The sequence below is a fragment of the Vibrio sp. B7 genome, assembly GCF_963888765.1.
Classification (GTDB): Bacteria; Pseudomonadota; Gammaproteobacteria; order Enterobacterales; family Vibrionaceae; genus Vibrio; species Vibrio anguillarum.
The window spans coordinates 272,355-289,716 of record NZ_CAWPKR010000033.1; the positions used below are offsets into that span (position 1 = coordinate 272,355).

11 protein-coding genes are annotated in these 17,362 nt (G+C 47.6%); 8 read left to right on the plus strand and 3 right to left on the minus strand.

The features are described 5' to 3' along the window. Positions 1 to 26 precede the first annotated feature (26 nt). The 4 genes from hrpB (at position 27) to acnB (ending at position 10,031) form a co-directional block, all read left to right on the plus strand. Entirely contained in the window at positions 27 to 2,495 is a 2,469-nt protein-coding gene (gene hrpB / locus AACV32_RS10805; protein WP_017049758.1) for an ATP-dependent helicase HrpB, read from the plus strand. Then, on the plus strand, positions 2,492 to 4,840 hold the full coding sequence (gene mrcB, locus AACV32_RS10810; RefSeq protein WP_170894996.1) for a penicillin-binding protein 1B: 2,349 nt from the start codon (positions 2,492 to 2,494) through the stop codon (positions 4,838 to 4,840). The genes hrpB and mrcB overlap by 4 nt, the downstream gene beginning before the upstream one ends. Before the next feature lie 88 nt (positions 4,841 to 4,928). Then, a complete protein-coding gene (locus AACV32_RS10815; RefSeq protein WP_170895067.1) occupies positions 4,929 to 7,187 on the plus strand; it encodes a patatin-like phospholipase family protein in 2,259 nt (752 codons plus the stop codon). A gap of 246 nt (positions 7,188 to 7,433) precedes the next feature. Next, a complete protein-coding gene (acnB, locus tag AACV32_RS10820) occupies positions 7,434 to 10,031 on the plus strand; it encodes a bifunctional aconitate hydratase 2/2-methylisocitrate dehydratase (protein ID WP_017045872.1) in 2,598 nt (865 codons plus the stop codon). Positions 10,032 to 10,243: 212 nt separating this feature from the next. Here the strand turns inward: acnB and AACV32_RS10825 are convergent, their stop codons facing one another. The 3 genes from AACV32_RS10825 to AACV32_RS10835 form a co-directional block, all read right to left on the minus strand. Further along, positions 10,244 to 11,383, minus strand: a complete 1,140-nt coding sequence (locus AACV32_RS10825) for a glycerate kinase (protein ID WP_026029025.1) — start codon at positions 11,381 to 11,383, stop codon at positions 10,244 to 10,246. A gap of 19 nt (positions 11,384 to 11,402) precedes the next feature. Then, positions 11,403 to 12,668, minus strand: a complete 1,266-nt coding sequence (locus AACV32_RS10830; protein ID WP_094163604.1) for a GntP family permease — start codon at positions 12,666 to 12,668, stop codon at positions 11,403 to 11,405. 133 nt (positions 12,669 to 12,801) lie between these two features. Next, positions 12,802 to 13,947: a sugar diacid recognition domain-containing protein gene (locus tag AACV32_RS10835; protein ID WP_170894995.1), complete on the minus strand. Its 1,146-nt coding sequence runs from the start codon at positions 13,945 to 13,947 to the stop codon at positions 12,802 to 12,804. A gap of 81 nt (positions 13,948 to 14,028) precedes the next feature. Here AACV32_RS10835 and AACV32_RS10840 point away from each other — a divergent pair, with 81 nt between their 5' ends. From AACV32_RS10840 to AACV32_RS10855, 4 genes are all read left to right on the plus strand, one after another. After that, positions 14,029 to 14,415 (plus strand): YacL family protein, encoded by a 387-nt coding sequence (locus AACV32_RS10840; RefSeq protein ID WP_170894994.1) that lies wholly within the window; start codon positions 14,029 to 14,031, stop codon positions 14,413 to 14,415. Between the two features lie 191 nt (positions 14,416 to 14,606). Beyond that, positions 14,607 to 14,945: a P-II family nitrogen regulator gene (locus AACV32_RS10845; RefSeq protein WP_010317537.1), complete on the plus strand. Its 339-nt coding sequence runs from the start codon at positions 14,607 to 14,609 to the stop codon at positions 14,943 to 14,945. Positions 14,946 to 14,972: 27 nt separating this feature from the next. Further along, positions 14,973 to 16,202 (plus strand): ammonium transporter, encoded by a 1,230-nt coding sequence (locus AACV32_RS10850; protein WP_026028234.1) that lies wholly within the window; start codon positions 14,973 to 14,975, stop codon positions 16,200 to 16,202. A gap of 140 nt (positions 16,203 to 16,342) precedes the next feature. Continuing rightward, the gene (locus AACV32_RS10855; RefSeq protein ID WP_013857651.1) at positions 16,343 to 17,356 is read left to right on the plus strand and encodes a Fe(3+) ABC transporter substrate-binding protein; all 1,014 of its coding nucleotides are present in this window, start codon (positions 16,343 to 16,345) and stop codon (positions 17,354 to 17,356) included. Positions 17,357 to 17,362 lie beyond the last annotated feature (6 nt).

The following is a 17,362-nucleotide window of genomic DNA, read 5'->3' on the forward strand; positions in this document are numbered from 1 at the left end:
CGCCATTTAACCATAAGGATTGCACATTGTCACAATTGCCCATTCAAGCTGTGATGCCCGAGCTGCTGGCGGGAGTACAAGCTCACCCACAGATGATTGTCAAAGCCGCTCCCGGCGCGGGTAAGTCGACCCATTTCCCGTTACAGCTATTAAAAGCGCAATTATTCACGGGTAAGATCATCATGCTTGAACCGCGTCGTTTGGCGGCGCGCAGTATTGCTTGCTATTTAGCACAGCAATTAGGTGAGAGTGTTGGGCAAACCGTCGGCTATCGTATGCGTGGTGAGAGTAAAGTCAGCGCAGCGACACAGCTTGAAATTGTGACAGAAGGGATCATGACACGTATGATCCAAACCGATCCTGAGCTAAGCGGAATCGATCTCTTGATCTTCGATGAGTATCACGAGCGGAGTATTCACGCGGATACGGCTCTCGCATTGAGTTTGGAAGTGCAATCAGCGCTGCGAGAAGATCTTAAAATCGTCGTAATGTCGGCAACCTTAGATCAGCTGGCATTGCAGTCATTATTACCCCAAGCGCTTTATGTGCAATCTGAAGGTCGCGCTTATCCAGTTGAAGTGCGCTATGCACCGCTGCGAGCCAATGATTATCTTGTGCCGACGATGAGCAAACAGATTGAAGGCTTGATGCGAGCTGAAAGTGGCTCTCTGCTGGCATTTTTACCTGGCGTTTTAGCCATTAAACAGCTTGAACAGCAGCTCGCACACTTAGCCGATGAGTTTGATATTTGTCCTTTATACGGGCAGTTGAGTCTACAAGCGCAGCAAAAAGCGATTGCGCCTGCAGTAGCAGGCAAACGGAAAATTGTGCTAGCGACCAATATTGCCGAAACATCGCTGACCATTGAGGGGATACGCTTAGTCGTGGATGCAGGGCTAGAGCGGATAGCGAAGTTTGATCTTAAAACGGGCATCACTCGTTTAGAGCAAGTGAAAATTGCCCAATCATCGGCGCAGCAACGCACGGGGCGCGCCGGACGCCTAGAACCTGGTATCTGTTTGCGCCTTTACAGCGAAGCACAATATAAGCAGCAACCCCAAGTGCCGAGCGCGGAAATATTGCACAGTGACTTAGCGTCTTTAGCGATGGAGCTTGCGCAGTGGGGTGTGGTGTCGGTCAACGATTTGCCTTGGCTGGATACACCACCACCAGCAGCGATGCAGCAAGCTTGGAGTCTATTGCATACGCTTGGTTTGATGGACAGCAAACAGCAGCTCAGCGCATTGGGTAAAAAAGCGCAGTCACTTGGTGTGGAACCAAGGCTGGTGAGCATGCTGCTCAAAGCCCATGAAACGAGTGATTCAATGCTCAATACGGCGCTCGCTGTGACCGCTTTATTAGAAGAGCCTGAGCGTAATGTGCTGGATTTACAACATAGCTTAATGCGTTGGCAGCAAGCGACTCACCCTAAAACACAAAACCTACATCAGCGTGCCACGACGCTTGCGCGCGCACTCGGTGGCCAATTTCAGCTAACACAAGTGGATGAATCATTGTTGGCGTTAGTGCTGAGTTTGGCTTTTCCCGATCGCATTGCCCAGCGTCGCAGCGAGTCGCAACGGGGGCAGTTTTTACTGGCGAATGGTCACGGCGCGCAAATGCGTGACGATGAACGCCTCGCGGGCGCGCACTATTTAGTGGTGGTGGATTTAATGCGCAGCGGCTCACAAGCGAGTCAAATCTTTGTTGCGACAGAGTTGGACATTGATGCACTGCAAGCCTATTTTCCAGAGCTATTTAGTACACAAGAACGAGTCGATTGGGATGAGAAAGCAGGGAAACTGTGCGCGGAAAGGCTAACCCTGTGCGGTAAATTGGTCATTGAGCGTGAAGCACTGCAAGAGCCTGCTCATGAAAAAATGACGCAAGCCTTGCTCAATTATGTCCGTCGCAAGGGGTTATCGGTATTACAGTGGAGCGAAGCGGCGAGCGCTTTATTAACGCGCATGCGTTGCGCTGCGCAATGGCTACCGGAAGCGGCGTGGCCTGCTGTCGAGGAACAAGCGCTGCTTGATGATCTTGAAATTTGGTTAGCCCCCTATTTAGTCGGAGTAAAATCGGTCAAAGCGTTAGCGAAAGTACCGCTTTTTGATGCGCTCAATGCTTATTTAGGTTGGCCATTAAACCAAGAGATTGATCGCTGGCTTCCAACTCACCACCCGCTACCCACAGGTAATCGAGCCGCCATTCGTTATCAACTGGGCGCGGAGCCGATGCTGTCGGTTCGTATGCAGGAGATGTTTGGCGAGCAAGATTCCCCTACCATCGCTCAAGGGCGCAAAAAAGTGGTGATGGAACTGCTCTCACCTGCGCAGCGACCTTTGCAAGTAACTCAAGATCTCGCCGGTTTCTGGCAGGGTGCTTATAAAGAAGTACAAAAAGAGATGAAAGGGCGTTACCCAAAACACGTTTGGCCTGATGATCCTGCCAACCACATAGCGACGACGAAAACTAAGCGGCAATTAGCACAATGACAACCCAGAAAAAGCCTACGGGCACTCAAAAAAATAGCGTAAAAAAACCTTCACGTCGCCCGGCTAAGAAGCCTTCAGCGCCACGCAAAGCATGGTGGAAAATTGTGTGGGGTATTGGCTGGAAACTGAGCCTTGCACTGGCTGCGGTGCTGTTGTTTGTTGGTATTTACTTAAATAGCGTGGTTAAACAACGCTTCGAAGGCCAGCTTTTTGATTTACCGACCGTCGTGTATGCACGCATTTTGAATTTAGCACCCGGTGATGACATCCCGCTGCAAGAGCTGCGCAATGAGCTTGATGTACTCAACTATCGCAAAGTGAACCAGCCACGCTATGCTGGCGAGTACTCTTCATCATCAAGCAAAATTGAGATCATCCGCCGCCCTTTTGAGTTTGCCGATGGCCCTGAGCCTGACCGCCATGTGATGCTCCATTTTAATGACAGCGGTTTAGTTCGTATCCAATCTCTTGAGCAAAAAGGGGATTTAGGTTACTTGCGTATTGAGCCCAAAATGCTCGGCATGCTTGAAAAAGGCAACGATGAGCAGCGGCTATTTTTACGTCGTGATCAGTTTCCTGAAGTGATGGTGGATGCGTTGCTTGCGACCGAGGATCGCTATTTTTATCAACATGATGGCATCTCTCCATTTGCGATTGCCCGTGCTTTAGTAGCCAACATTAAGGCTGGGCGCACCGTGCAAGGCGGCAGCACGTTAACTCAACAGCTGGCAAAAAATATTTTCTTATCCAGTGATCGAACCTTATGGCGTAAAGTGCGTGAAGCTTATATGGCGCTCATTATCGACTATCGCTACAGCAAAGATCGCATTTTAGAAGCCTACTTAAACGAGGTCTATTTAGGGCAAAGTGGCGGTGAGGCGATTCACGGTTTCGGCCTCGCCTCACGGCTTTATTTCGGTCAACCATTGCAAGAATTGCGTATTGATCAACTAGCGTTGTTGGTGGGCATGGTTAAAGGGCCTTCTTATTATAACCCGGCGCGTTACCCTGAACGTGCTAAAGAGCGTCGCGACTTGGTTTTAAAGCTGATGATGCAGCAAGATATTTTGACGGCTAAACAGTTTGAACAAGCGGCCAGTCGATCGTTAGATGTGCAAAAGCATCCTCACATTGCCAGCCGGCAGCCAGCGTATTTTCAGCAGTTAAAAATTGAACTGAAAGAGAAAGTGGGCGACGCCTTCAAAGCGGATACTGGCTTGCGCGTTTTTACCTCGCTCGATCCTGTTTCGCAAGTCAAATTGGAGCTGGCGATTGATCGACAAATTCCAGTGCTTTCCAAAACGGCGGGGAAAAACTTAGAAGCCGCAGCGATCGCTGTTGATCGAACCAGTGGTGAGATCCGTGCCATGGTTGGCGGTAAACAGACCGGTTATGACGGCTTTAACCGCGCTTTAAATGCAAGCCGTCCTATCGGCTCGTTAGTCAAACCAGCGGTCTATCTCACCGCACTCGCACAGCCAGATAAATATAACTTAGCCAGCACGCTTATCGATAAACCCATCACACTCAAAGGGAATAAAGGCGAAGTGTGGTCACCACGCAATTTTGATCGTCAGTTCCGTGGTGAAGTGCCGTTGTATCTCGCGTTAGCTAAATCACTGAATGTGCCCACGGTACAATTGGGCATGCAGCTTGGGATTGAACAAGTTTCTGACACTTTGGTGCGGCTTGGTGTCAACAAAGAGGAGATCCGTCCTGTACCGTCGATGTTTCTTGGCGCGTTCTCTCTGACGCCTTATCAAGTGGCGCAGATGTACCAAACCTTAACCAACTCGGGTAAAAAAGCGCCCTTATCGGCGCTGCGCTCGGTATTGGATTTAGAGGGCAATGTGCTCTATCAATCAATTCCCAAAGTATCCCAAGCCGTTGAGCAGCAAGCGGCGTGGCTTACAACTTATGCGATGAAGCGAGGAGTACTTGAAGGGACCGGGCGCTATCTCAATAATCAGTTCGCTTGGGCGGCATTGGCGGGGAAAACTGGTACCACTAACGATAGCCGCGACAGTTGGTTTGTCGGGGTGGATGGTCGTGAAGTCACCACGGTTTGGCTTGGCCGCGATGATAATCAGCCGATCAAACTTACGGGTTCGAGTGGTGCATTACGGGTGTACGCGGAATATTTACAACATCGGATCCCAGAAAAATTACTTCTTCCTTGGCCGCAAGGCATTACCACGATTGGCTTTAAAACCAGTGCCGAGGGTGAATTAGTCCAAGATTGTCACAACGAATTTAAACTGCCCATGTGGGATAAAAGCGGCGCATTGAAACAGAGCTGTGATAAACAACCAGGACAATGGTTAAAAAATCTCTTTCAGTGGTAGCTGGGGGAGTTTATATTAAATTGATTTCAAAGGGATTTAAGGAAGAGTCGTGAAACAGTTTTTAAGTAACTTATTGTTCTTGGTATTCATGTTTCCTGCGACTTTCGCGGTGGCTGATGAGCCACAAGCTGAAAAACCTATGCTGGACAGTGCTGCGCGCCCCAAGATTGCTGTGGTACTTGCTGGTGGCGGAGCAAAAGGTGCAGCGCACATTGGCGTTCTCAAAGCGCTGGAAGAGATGCGCATCCCCGTTGATTTCATTACTGGTACCAGCATGGGCGCTTATGTGGGCGGCCTCTATGCCAGTGGTATGAGCGCCGATGAAATTGAAAGTTTAATTTACAGCGTAGATTGGAATGAAGGTTATCGTGACCGGGTCAACCGTAGCCAACGTCGTGTTCGGGATAAAGAGTACGAAGACCGCTATCAACTGACCACCGACCTTGGACTGCGTTGGGGGGAGATCCGCGCACCACGCGGTGTGGTGCAAGGGCAGAATATGTTGCGTATTTTGCGAGAAACGTCGGGCAATCTCTCTGAATTTCAGTCCTTTGACCAACTGCCTATCCCTTATCGCGCGGTAGCCACTGATATCATTGCTCTTGAGGAAGTGGTGCTGGATCGTGGCTATTTAGTGGATGCGATGATGGCGAGTATGTCAGTACCTGGAGCACTGCCACCTTACGAAGTTGATGGTCGTTGGTTAGTCGATGGCGGTGTGACCAATAACATGCCTGTTGATGTTGCACGTGCCTTAGGGGCTGATATTGTTATCGCGATCGATATCAGTACCGATTACAAAAACCAAGAAGCTTTCACCACCTTTTTGACGGTAGCCGATCAGCTTTCCAACTATCTCGTACAAAGAAGCACTCAAAAACAAGCACGTTTATTGAATGAGCGAGATGTATTTTTACGCCCTGATGTCGGCAGTATGGAAACCACTGAATTTGATAAAATGCCTACGGCTTATAGGAAAGGGTACGATATCGCAATGGCGAACCAATCGGTATTGGCTTCGTTGTCATTATCGAGTGCTAGTTATCAACGTTATGTGGAAGCAAAACAAGCTCGCCGCAGGGCTTTAATTTATGGCGATGATGTAAAGGTTGATGAAATCGTACTCAACAACCGCAGTCATTACAGCGATCAATTGTTAAAAAACCGTTTACATTTAAAGACAGGACAACCGCTATCAACCGAGCAGATTGAAGCGACGGTCGAAAATCTCTATGCATTGGATCGCTTTGAGTTAGTGACTTATGAATACCGAGAATTTGAAGGAAAGAACCAACTGGTCATCGATGTAAAAGAGAAATCTTGGGGGCCAAATTACCTCAATTTTCGCTTTTTCTTAGAAGATGATTTTCATACGGATAGTCAATATGCGCTGGGTATCTCTTCCAATTTCACTAACTTAAATTCGTTTGGTTCTGAATTACGTTTCAATCTAGAAATGGGCACCGATAAGATCATCGAAGCGGAGCTTTTTTCTCCTCTGTTCTCAGGGCAAAAAGCGTTTACCTCTGCCTTGGTCACGTTTAGCAATGATAAACGTAATAAGCCAATGAGTGGATTTGATGACACTAGCTTGAAAGCCAGTAAAGACTATTTACCTATTCTTTATTTAGAATGGGTGGGAGAATTATCGCTTGGTTATCAAGATAAATTATGGCGAGAGTTTAAGGTAGGGATCCGCTATACCGATGGGGAGGCTGAAGTCTCAAATTGGCCATCCATAGGAAATATGGATTACACCCGTGCTGGTGTGTTTGCTAACTACCGCATTGATACCTTAGATGACTTCAGCTTGCCTACCCGCGGTGTTTATCTTGATCTTGAGTATCTTGCATCGCACGATAAAGTTTCTGGCGTCTCTTCCGATCTTGAATCAAACGATACCGTGTATGAATTTTCCGGTGAATTGATCGCTGCTTATAGCCTTGGCAGGCATACTTTGGTCGGTAATCTTGATTACGGTGTGGTACAAAGTAAAAATTCTAGTGAGCCGATAAACCCTAAATCGATTGGTGGTTTCTTAAATTTATCGGGTATTCCTCGTAACAGCTTGATTGGACAGAATAAAGCGTTCACCAGTTTGGTGTATCGTTATCGCTGGTTTGATAATGACTTTGGCCTGTTCAGTTCCCCATTTTATGTCGGTGCATCAATAGAATACGGCGGTGTATGGTCTGATCCTGATCTAAGCTTTGATACCGCCCCATTATACGGTGCGGGATCGGTGTTTGCCGGGGTTGATTCGCCGATTGGACCGATTATGTTTGCTTATGGTCGAACCGAAGATAATTTTGATTCGATATACTTGAGTATTGGCACTACCTTTTAGCGAGAATTGAGCTGAAAAGTGGGCGGTAAGTGACTCAAAAATCATAGAACTTTAGTCTTAAGTTGCTATGTTGGTCAAAATGATAAGATTTTAATTTAAAGTTAAATTTGCTATTCTTCGTCCCACAGTTTGGCCTCTCTGCCGCTGATTACATAAAAATATCTGGCAATGGAGAGCCAAGTTTCCAAGGATGTTTGCCCATCATGTCAATAATAATGGGGTAAACCGCAATGAGAGGAAAAAGTCGTGCTTGAAGCCTACCGTAAACACGTCGCAGAGCGTGCTGCCGAAGGAGTTGTTCCTAGACCCCTAAATGCTGAACAAGTCGCAGGACTTGTTGAACTGTTGAAAAATCCCCCTCAAGGTGAAGAAGCGTTCATGCTTGATCTCCTTGAAAATCGAATTCCTCCCGGTGTGGATGAGGCCGCTTATGTTAAAGCGGGCTTTTTAACCGCCATAACTAAAGGTGAGGTCTCTTCACCGTTAGTGAGCCGCGCAAAAGCTGCGCAACTACTCGGAACTATGCAAGGCGGTTATAACATCGAGCCGCTAGTCTCATTGCTTGATGATGCTGAGCTGGCACCTATTGCGGCTGATGCACTATCGCGTACTCTACTGATGTTTGATGCGTTCTATGACGTAGAAGAGAAAGCAAAAGCGGGTAATGCACATGCACAAAAAGTGCTGCAATCATGGGCAGACGCGGAATGGTTCCTTTCAAAACCGGCGCTTCAAGAGAAGATCACGCTAACCGTATTTAAAGTTACTGGCGAAACCAACACTGATGATTTGTCACCAGCGCCAGATGCATGGTCACGCCCAGATATTCCAGTGCATGCACTGGCTATGTTGAAAAATGAACGTGAAGGCATTCAACCCGATAAAGCAGGCAGCATTGGCCCTATCACTCAAATCGAAGCTCTAAAAGAGAAAGGCCATCAGCTAGTCTATGTGGGTGATGTGGTCGGTACAGGCTCGTCTCGTAAATCAGCGACTAACTCTGTTTTGTGGTTTATGGGTGACGACATCCCATTTGTGCCCAATAAACGCGCGGGTGGCTACGTGCTCGGCGGTAAAATTGCACCTATCTTCTTCAACACCATGGAAGATGCCGGCGCGTTACCGATTGAAGTTGACGTTACCAAGCTTAACATGGGTGATGTGATTGATGTTTATCCATTTGAAGGCAAAGTGTGTAACCACGACACTGGCGAAGTGCTTGCCACGTTCAAGCTTAAAACCGACGTATTGATTGATGAAGTGCGCGCTGGCGGCCGTATTCCACTGATCGTTGGTCGTGGTTTAACGGATAAAGCACGCGAAGCACTAGGCTTAGAAGCGTCAACAGTATTTCGTCGCCCAGTTGCAGTGGCTGATACAGGCAAAGGTTATACACTGGCTCAGAAAATGGTCGGTAAAGCATGCGGCGTGACGGGTGTTCGTCCGGGGACTTACTGCGAACCTAAAATGACCACGGTTGGATCGCAAGATACCACTGGCCCGATGACACGTGATGAATTGAAAGATTTGGCGTGTCTCGGTTTCTCTGCTGACTTAGTCATGCAATCTTTCTGTCATACCTCGGCTTATCCAAAGCCTGTCGATGTGAATACCCACCATACCTTGCCTGATTTCATCATGAACCGTGGCGGTGTTTCACTGCGTCCGGGTGATGGCGTTATTCACTCATGGCTAAACCGTATGTTGTTACCTGATACCGTCGGTACTGGTGGTGACTCGCATACACGCTTCCCGCTTGGCATTTCATTCCCAGCCGGTTCTGGCTTGGTTGCTTTTGCGGCCGCAACGGGTGTGATGCCACTGGATATGCCAGAATCTGTCTTGGTGCGTTTCAAAGGTGAAATGCAGCCGGGCATCACGCTGCGCGATCTAGTGCACGCGATTCCTTATTACGGGATTAAGCAAGGCCTGCTTACAGTGGCGAAAGCGGGGAAAATTAACGAATTCTCTGGCCGTGTGCTAGAAATCGAAGGGGTTGAGCACTTAACGGTTGAGCAAGCGTTTGAACTTTCTGATGCCTCGGCAGAACGCAGTGCGGCGGGTTGTACGGTTAAATTGTCACAAGCCTCAATTGAAGAGTACCTCAACTCTAACATCACTATGTTGAAGTGGATGATCGCCGAAGGTTATGGTGACCGCCGTACTATCGAGCGTCGTATTACGGCGATGGAAGCGTGGCTAGCCAATCCTGAGTTGATGCAAGCGGATAGTGATGCAGAATACGCACATGTGATTGAGATTGATCTTGCTGAGATTAAAGAGCCTATTTTATGTGCGCCAAATGACCCAGACGATGCGCGCTTACTTTCTGATGTACAAGGTACGCCTATTGATGAAGTCTTCATCGGTTCTTGTATGACCAACATTGGTCACTTCCGTGCGGCAGGTAAATTGCTTGAGAAGTTCAATGGTCAGTTAGATACGCGTTTGTGGGTTGCGCCACCGACTAAGATGGACAAAGATCAGCTTACCGAAGAGGGCTATTACGGCATCTTTGGTCGCGCTGGGGTACGTATTGAAACTCCAGGATGTTCGTTATGCATGGGTAACCAAGCGCGTGTTGCCGATAAAGCGACCGTTATGTCGACTTCGACTCGTAACTTCCCGAACCGTTTAGGGACTGGCGCGAATGTTTACCTTGCTTCGGCAGAGCTGTCGGCCGTGGGTGCCATTTTAGGCCGCATTCCGACACTGGAAGAGTACCTAGAGTACGCGAAGCAGATCAACGCAACTGCAGCTGATACCTATCGCTACCTCAACTTCCATCGTATGGCGCAATACACTAAAAAAGCGGACAGTGTGATTGTCCAGCAAGCGGTGTAAGGGCTATCCAAGCTAACCTCCTAATAAAAAAGCCACCGATTCGGTGGCTTTTTACCATTCTAGCTTCTCACTCAATGCTGAAATAACATTAGATTAAGTTCGATTGGTGGCTGCAATGCTCCGCCAATAATGACTTGACCCATAATTCATAACGTTGTTTTGTCAATGGAGTTAAAATGAGTGTGAACGTCATATGGTATTCAGCGAAATAGTTATTGCCTGTAAGACAAGCTAAAAACACACGCGACATTACGCGCGGTCATTTCTACGTTTTGCGCCGCTTCGGCAAGGGCTGTAGGCAAGTCGACCGAGCGTGGAACGACACTGAATACCGCATCAATGCCATGTGGGTGAACAACGGCGCAGTCTGCTGACAAGCAGCCTGCAATGCCGATCACTGGCACGGAAAAAAGTTTGGCAGTGCGCGCAACACCGATTGGCGTTTTACCGTGAATGGTTTGGCTATCAATGCGTCCTTCCCCAGTGATGACTAAATCGGCATCCTTTACCACATCGCTAAGGTTCACGGCATCCATCACAATTTCAATGCCCGGACGAAGGCTCGCTCCTAGTAGACCAACCAGCGCCGCACCTAAACCGCCTGCCGCGCCAGCGCCCGGCATCTCTTTAACATCACGACCTAATTGCATTTTGATGATGTTTGCATAATGCGCAAGGTTGGCATCAAGTTGCGCGACCATCTCGGGTGTTGCTCCTTTTTGTGGGCCAAAGACGTGCGAAGCGCCTTGTACGCCGCACAGTGGATTATCGACATCGCAGGCGACCTCCAGTTTGATGTGGGCTAAACGTGGGTCCAGTTGTGTGAGATTAATTGAGGTCAGTTTTGACAATTCACCGCCACCAAAGCCTAATGGATTGCCATCTGAATCAAGCAGTTGAATGCCGAGGGCTTGCGCCATGCCGAGGCCACCATCGTTGGTTGCACTACCACCAATGCCGATGATGATGTGTTCAACACCTTGATCGAGCACGGTTTTAATCAGCTCACCAGTACCGTAGCTGGTGGTGTTCATTGGGTTGCGTTGCTCTGGCGGCACAAGGTGTAAGCCAGATGCGGCCGCCATCTCAATGATCGCTGTTTTACCATCACCCATTAAGCCATAAAAAGCCTCGACTTGCTCACCTAGCGGCGCCGTCACCGTTGTGGTAACAATCGATCCATTAGTGGCATCAACCAGTGATTGGACCGTCCCTTCGCCGCCATCAGCCATCGGTAACTTAATGTAGTGCGCATCCGGTAACACTTGTTTGAATCCATTCTCTATCGCGGTGGCGACTTCCATTGCCGTTAGGCTCTCTTTATAAGAATCTGGAGCAATAACAATTTTCATTTTTAACACCTTAACTGCGTTAAACAAACAGACCAAATACGCCAAAAATCATCACAGAAATGAAGGCAATCACTAAACCTACTGCCGATTCATAAGGAATTAAGGTGAGACGCTCACGAATGTCCATATGTACCGCTCCGCCCGTGGCATGGAAGAAACTACCGTGTGGCATATGATCAAGTACGGTCGCACCTGAATGGATCATGGCAGCCCCTGCCAGTGCGGGTACGCCTAGTTCGAGTATAGTGGAGCTAAAGACGCTGGAGGCAACGGCTGTACCTGCGGTGGTTGAAGCGGTCGCCAGTGACATCATTGCACCTGAGATCGGTGCAAGCAGGTAAGAAGGCAAGCCAGAAGCGGTCAGTACTTCGATTAAACCGCCTTTAAGACCTGAATTGGCGATGATGCCGGCTAAAGTACCAGTACCAAGCAGCATAACCGCAACCGGAGCCATGCGTGTTAAACCTGAAACCGCGAAGTGGTTAGTGTCTGCAAATCGTCCCATCACGACCGCACCGACTAATCCACCTAATGGGAGTGCAATTAAAGGATCCACATTGATGCCAGCGATAGGGCGTAGTGCGAGTAACACAATCGCCACTAATGGTGCGATGATCGCTGAGCTAAAGCGGGGGAGCCTAGAATGATCCACCGCAACGACTTCATTGGCGGAGACTTTACTTCCTTTATTAACTAAACGTTTGGCAATCAAGTAAGCCACAATAAGCCCGCAGATCCCAGGAATAATACCTGCCGCCATCACAGAAGTAAGTGGCACGTTAAACGCGTCGGCTGCGGCAATCGCATTAGGGTTAGGTGACATTACGTTACCCGCTTTACCGCCGCCAATCATCGCTAGCAGAATGGCCGCCTTGGAGAGATCGGCACGGCGAGCGATCGCCAGAGCGATAGGAGATACGGTGATTACTGCCACGTCGACAAACACGCCGACCGCAGTCAAAATTAAGGTTGCTAAGGCCAAGGCAAATAAAGCGCGAGTTTCTCCAACCTTTTTCACTATGGTTTCTGCAATGGAAGTGGCAGCGCCTGATTCAATCAATACACCTGCCAAAATACCTGCTGCAAGAATGCGTAGCACCGCGGTCACAATGCCTTGTGCGCCACCAATCATCAGAGCAACGGTGTCGGTCAGCGATACACCGCCGATCACGCCACCGACCAACGCGCCGATGATCATGCCATAGGCGGGTGGTACTTTTTTTAGAATGAGCGTGATAGCCACGACTAATGCGGCCAGAGCTCCGAGAGTTGAAACTTCAATCATCTTCTATATCCATATTTTTTATCAGTGATTGGCTGCAATATAGGGAGCAAAAATAAAAGAGTCTTCAGTCTATTGCACAGATTACTGGCTTTGACGCGACTGATTAATTGTGCAAGTGCACAATTTTATGTTTTTATTTGAAGCAAGATAAAGCCAAATAAAGGTGAGTAATGTCATTTAACTGATTGAATTTTAAAGCGGTTACTTGCTCAATTTTTTCAAGCCTATAGCGCAAGGTATTACGGTGAATATGCAGTGTTTGGCAAGTTTGATGAACATCGCAGTTTTGCTCAAAATAATGGCGGAGGGTTTTAATTAATATTCCCTTAGTATCATACCGTTCCAGCAGGGTATAAGGTTGGCGTAACTGCTCGCGGCTCCATGGCTCATGCTGTACGCTATTGAGCAGTACAGGTAACTTATCATCTTGATAAAAGAAGACGTCTCCCTGTTTATGGTGGGAGGCTTGCATCGTCAACTTGGCGGTTTGATAAGATTGAGCCAGCCCAGAGAGCGTTGGAAAATAATCACCTAGTGCAATTTTGATGGTGAATTTTCCCTCTTTTTTCACTCGCTTCAACAGTTGATTGACTCGTTTAGTTTCGGTCTCTTGTGACCAACCTTTTTCGGTGAGTGAGATGGGTTTTAAAACCACCACTTCGTTGTGAGAAACTGAAATGATCCCCACCAAATTGTCCCGTTCAGGGTATTCCAGCAGATGCACTAACTGCTGTAAGTGTTCTAGTGATAAGGCGGTGTCGTTATCTGGGATCAATTTGACCACGGCAGCGATACGCGGCTGGGAAAGATCGAGCCCTAATCGCTCGGCGATTGAATTGAGCTGTGTTTCGTTGAGAGTGGCACCTTGAATTAGTTGTAATAGCAGCTCTTCACGGTGGCGCTTATTCCACTGTACTTGTGCCATCAGTGCGGCTTGTTCAACGATAAGCTCCGCCGTCATTTTGACCAGCTCGCCATAACGGTGAACCTCCGTTGGGTTACCGGAAATTCCAACTACGCCGATCACTCGTTGTTGATAAATGATGGGGAAATTGATGCCGGGTTTAACGCCTTTTAGGTAACTGGCGGTGGCATGATCAATTTCAACCACTCGATTTTCATTGATGGCTAAAATCGCCCCTTCGTGTTTCTGGTGCAAACGAGTGGGATCACCTGAGCCAATAATGCGTCCCTTTTCATCCATTACGTTGACTGAATAAGTGATGATCTTCATCGCTCTTTCTACAATCTGGCGTGCGGTGGTTTCTGTGATCTGCATAATCTCAAGTGGTTTCGTTAGCCATAATCACCGATAATAACAAAGTTATCCGTATCCCCAAGCACCAATATCGAGAACCCGATGGACTACGAATTTAAAAAAAATACCCTAGATGGGAGCTATTACTGCTCTTTTTCGATGGGGCACGAAATTATTGGCCGTTGGCTACAAGAGGAGATCAGCAACGATCTTCCCAAAATAGATCAAGTTATTGCGCTAATGGCAGCATCGAAACGTGCATTTAATCAAGAGCAGACGCTTGAGGGGCTGGAGATCAGCGTGATGATTCTTGCCGATGAGGTCACGGTTCAGGCCAATGTTTTGACGCATGGTGAAGCGCTTGATAGTGACAGTGAGTTTGATTTTTACGATTGTGAAAGCACCGCAAGCTGCGGCATTGATGATTTTGCTTCGATGATCAAGCAGTGGTGCGAATTTGTACGTTACTCACCTGCGGACTTCACTTAGCGCTGCACAAAACTGGTGAAGATTAAACACTTCGCTTTATTTGTGGGAAAGGGTTGCACCTCATTTGTGCAACCCTTTTCTTTTTGGCATAAGAAATGGTTGTAAATCTTTTAAAATCATTAAGTTAAAAAGTTGGCATGCAGCTTGGATTGTATTGATCGTAAACGGACTACTGCTTGTGAGAGGATGCTATGAAACTGATCAACGCGATAATTAAACCATTTAAGTTAGACGATGTGCGTGAAGCTTTGGCCGATGTCGGCATCGAAGGGATGACGGTTTCCGAAGTGAAAGGCTTTGGTCGCCAAAAAGGGCACACCGAGCTCTACCGAGGCGCGGAATATCAAGTCGATTTTCTGCCTAAAGTGAAATTAGAAATAGCGACACAAGCTGAAAATGTCGATCGCGTGATAGAGGCGATCATCAAAGCGGCGCACACCGGAAAAATTGGTGACGGAAAAATTTTTGTGTATGACCTCAGCCAAGCTGTGCGTATTCGTACTGGCGAAATGGACAGTGAAGCACTGTAAAGATTCAAAGGATTGGAGATAACCATTATGGAATTAGCAGCAACGGTAACAGAGCTACGTTACGCACTCGATACGTTTTTTTTCTTGATTTCGGGTGCGTTGGTGATGTGGATGGCGGCTGGCTTTGCCATGCTAGAGGCAGGTTTAGTTCGTTCTAAAAACACCACTGAAATTTTAACCAAAAACTTTTGTTTGTACGCGATTGCCTGTACCACGTATTTAGTGGTTGGTTACAACATTATGTATGTTGATAACGCAGAAGCAGGCTGGCTGCCTTCATTCGGCTCCTTGATAGGTAGCCAAGCAGAAGGCGCGGATCACTCCCTTGAATCAGACTTTTTCTTCCAAGTGGTGTTTGTGGCAACCGCGATGTCGGTGGTTTCTGGCGCTGTCGCTGAGCGAATGAAATTGTGGTCGTTCCTTATTTTTTCCGTCATTTTGACCGCATTCATTTACCCAATGGAAGGCTATTGGACTTGGGGTGGTGGCTTTCTTTCAGCTGCCGGTTTCAGTGATTTTGCCGGCTCTGGTATTGTTCACTTAGCGGGTGCATCGGCGGCGCTAGCTGGGGTCATCTTGTTGGGAGCACGTAAAGGTAAATACGGTAAAAATGGTGAAATTTACCCTATTCCGGGCTCCAACATGCCACTTGCGACTTTGGGTACATTTATCCTGTGGTTTGGCTGGTTTGGTTTTAACGGTGGTTCACAACTAATGCTGTCTGATTTTGAAAACGCAACAGCGGTTGGTCAGATTTTCCTCAACACCAATGCCGCTGCAGCAGCGGGTTCTATCGCGGCTTTATTAGTGTGTAAAACCACTTGGGGTAAAGCGGATTTAACCATGGTACTCAACGGTGCGTTGGCCGGGTTAGTGGCTATTACCGCTGATCCTCTCTCTCCATCACCACTGTATGCGGTAGCGATTGGTGCTGTAGCGGGTGTGTTGGTTGTGTTTAGCATTATTGCCCTTGATAAAGTGAAAATTGACGATCCTGTGGGCGCAATTTCAGTACATGGCGTATGTGGTTTGTTCGGTTTAATGGTTGTGCCAATCAGCAATACTGATGCGACTTTTGGCGCTCAACTACTTGGAGCCGCAGTGATTTTCGCTTGGGTATTTGGTGCAAGCCTTGTGGTTTGGGGCATTCTGAAGGCAACGATAGGCATTCGAGTTTCGGAAGAAGAAGAATTAGAAGGGATGGATATGCACGACTGTGGGGTGGGGGCCTACCCAGAATTCGTGACAATAAAGTAATATTTCCTTACAGATAACCTACCTAAAAACCTGCCGATTAAGGCAGGTTTTTTTATTGATTGAATTGTTTTTCAATCTATCATCAATATAATAACGAAACTGATAAACATTATCATTACCAATTTTAAAGGGAACTAGAAATGAAGAAACTGCTTACTCTGTCTGCGATGGCATGTAGTGTGATGGCTCCGAGCGCGATGGCGGCAGAGGAGGTCAACGTTTACTCATACCGCCAACCATTTTTGATTGAGCCGATGTTTAAAGAGTTCACTCAACAAACGGGCATTAAAGTGAATGTGAAGTTTGCGAAAGAAGGGATTGCTGAGAAATTGGTACAAGAGGGTGAGTACAGCCCTGCTGACGTGATTTTAACCTCAGAATTTAGCCGTCTTTTTGAGTTATCTGAAAAAGGTTTAGTCCAAGCGGTGGATAACAAAACCATTGAAACTAACATTCCTGCCCAATATCGCGATAGCGCAGATGAGTGGTTTGCACTAACAATACGTACCCGTAGCGTCTACTCATCACGCGATCGCGTAGGCAAGCTGGGTGATGACTTCAACTACGCTGACCTCGCGAAGCCTGAATTTAAAGGCAAAATCTGTACTCGTAGTGGTAAGCACCCTTACAACGTGGCGCTGGTTGCATCCATGATTGCAGAGCAAGGCGAAGCGAGCACTAAAGTTTGGCTTGAAGGTGTCAAAGCAAATTTAGCACGTAAGCCTCAAGGTAATGATCGTGACCAAGTTAAAGCGATTAAAGAAGGTTTGTGTGATGTCTCATTGGGTAATAGCTATTATTTAGGGAAAATGTTAGCTGATGAGAAGCAAAAATCATGGGCTGAAGCCGTCTACATCAACTTCCCCGGCCAGAATGCGCAAGGCACGCACGTTAACGTGAGTGGTATGGCGATGGCGAAGTACGCGCCTAACAAAGAAAACGCAGTTAAGCTGATGGAGTTTTTGACCAGCGATAAAGCACAGCACATGTACGCTGACGTCAACTTTGAATACCCAGTAAAAGCAGGTGTTGAGCGTTCTGCACTAGTCGCTTCATGGGGTGATTTTAAAGCGGATCCACTGCCGCTCGAAAAAATTGCCGACAATCATGCCGCGGCAATTAAGCTGCTTGATGAAGTGAAATTTGACCTTTAATCGATT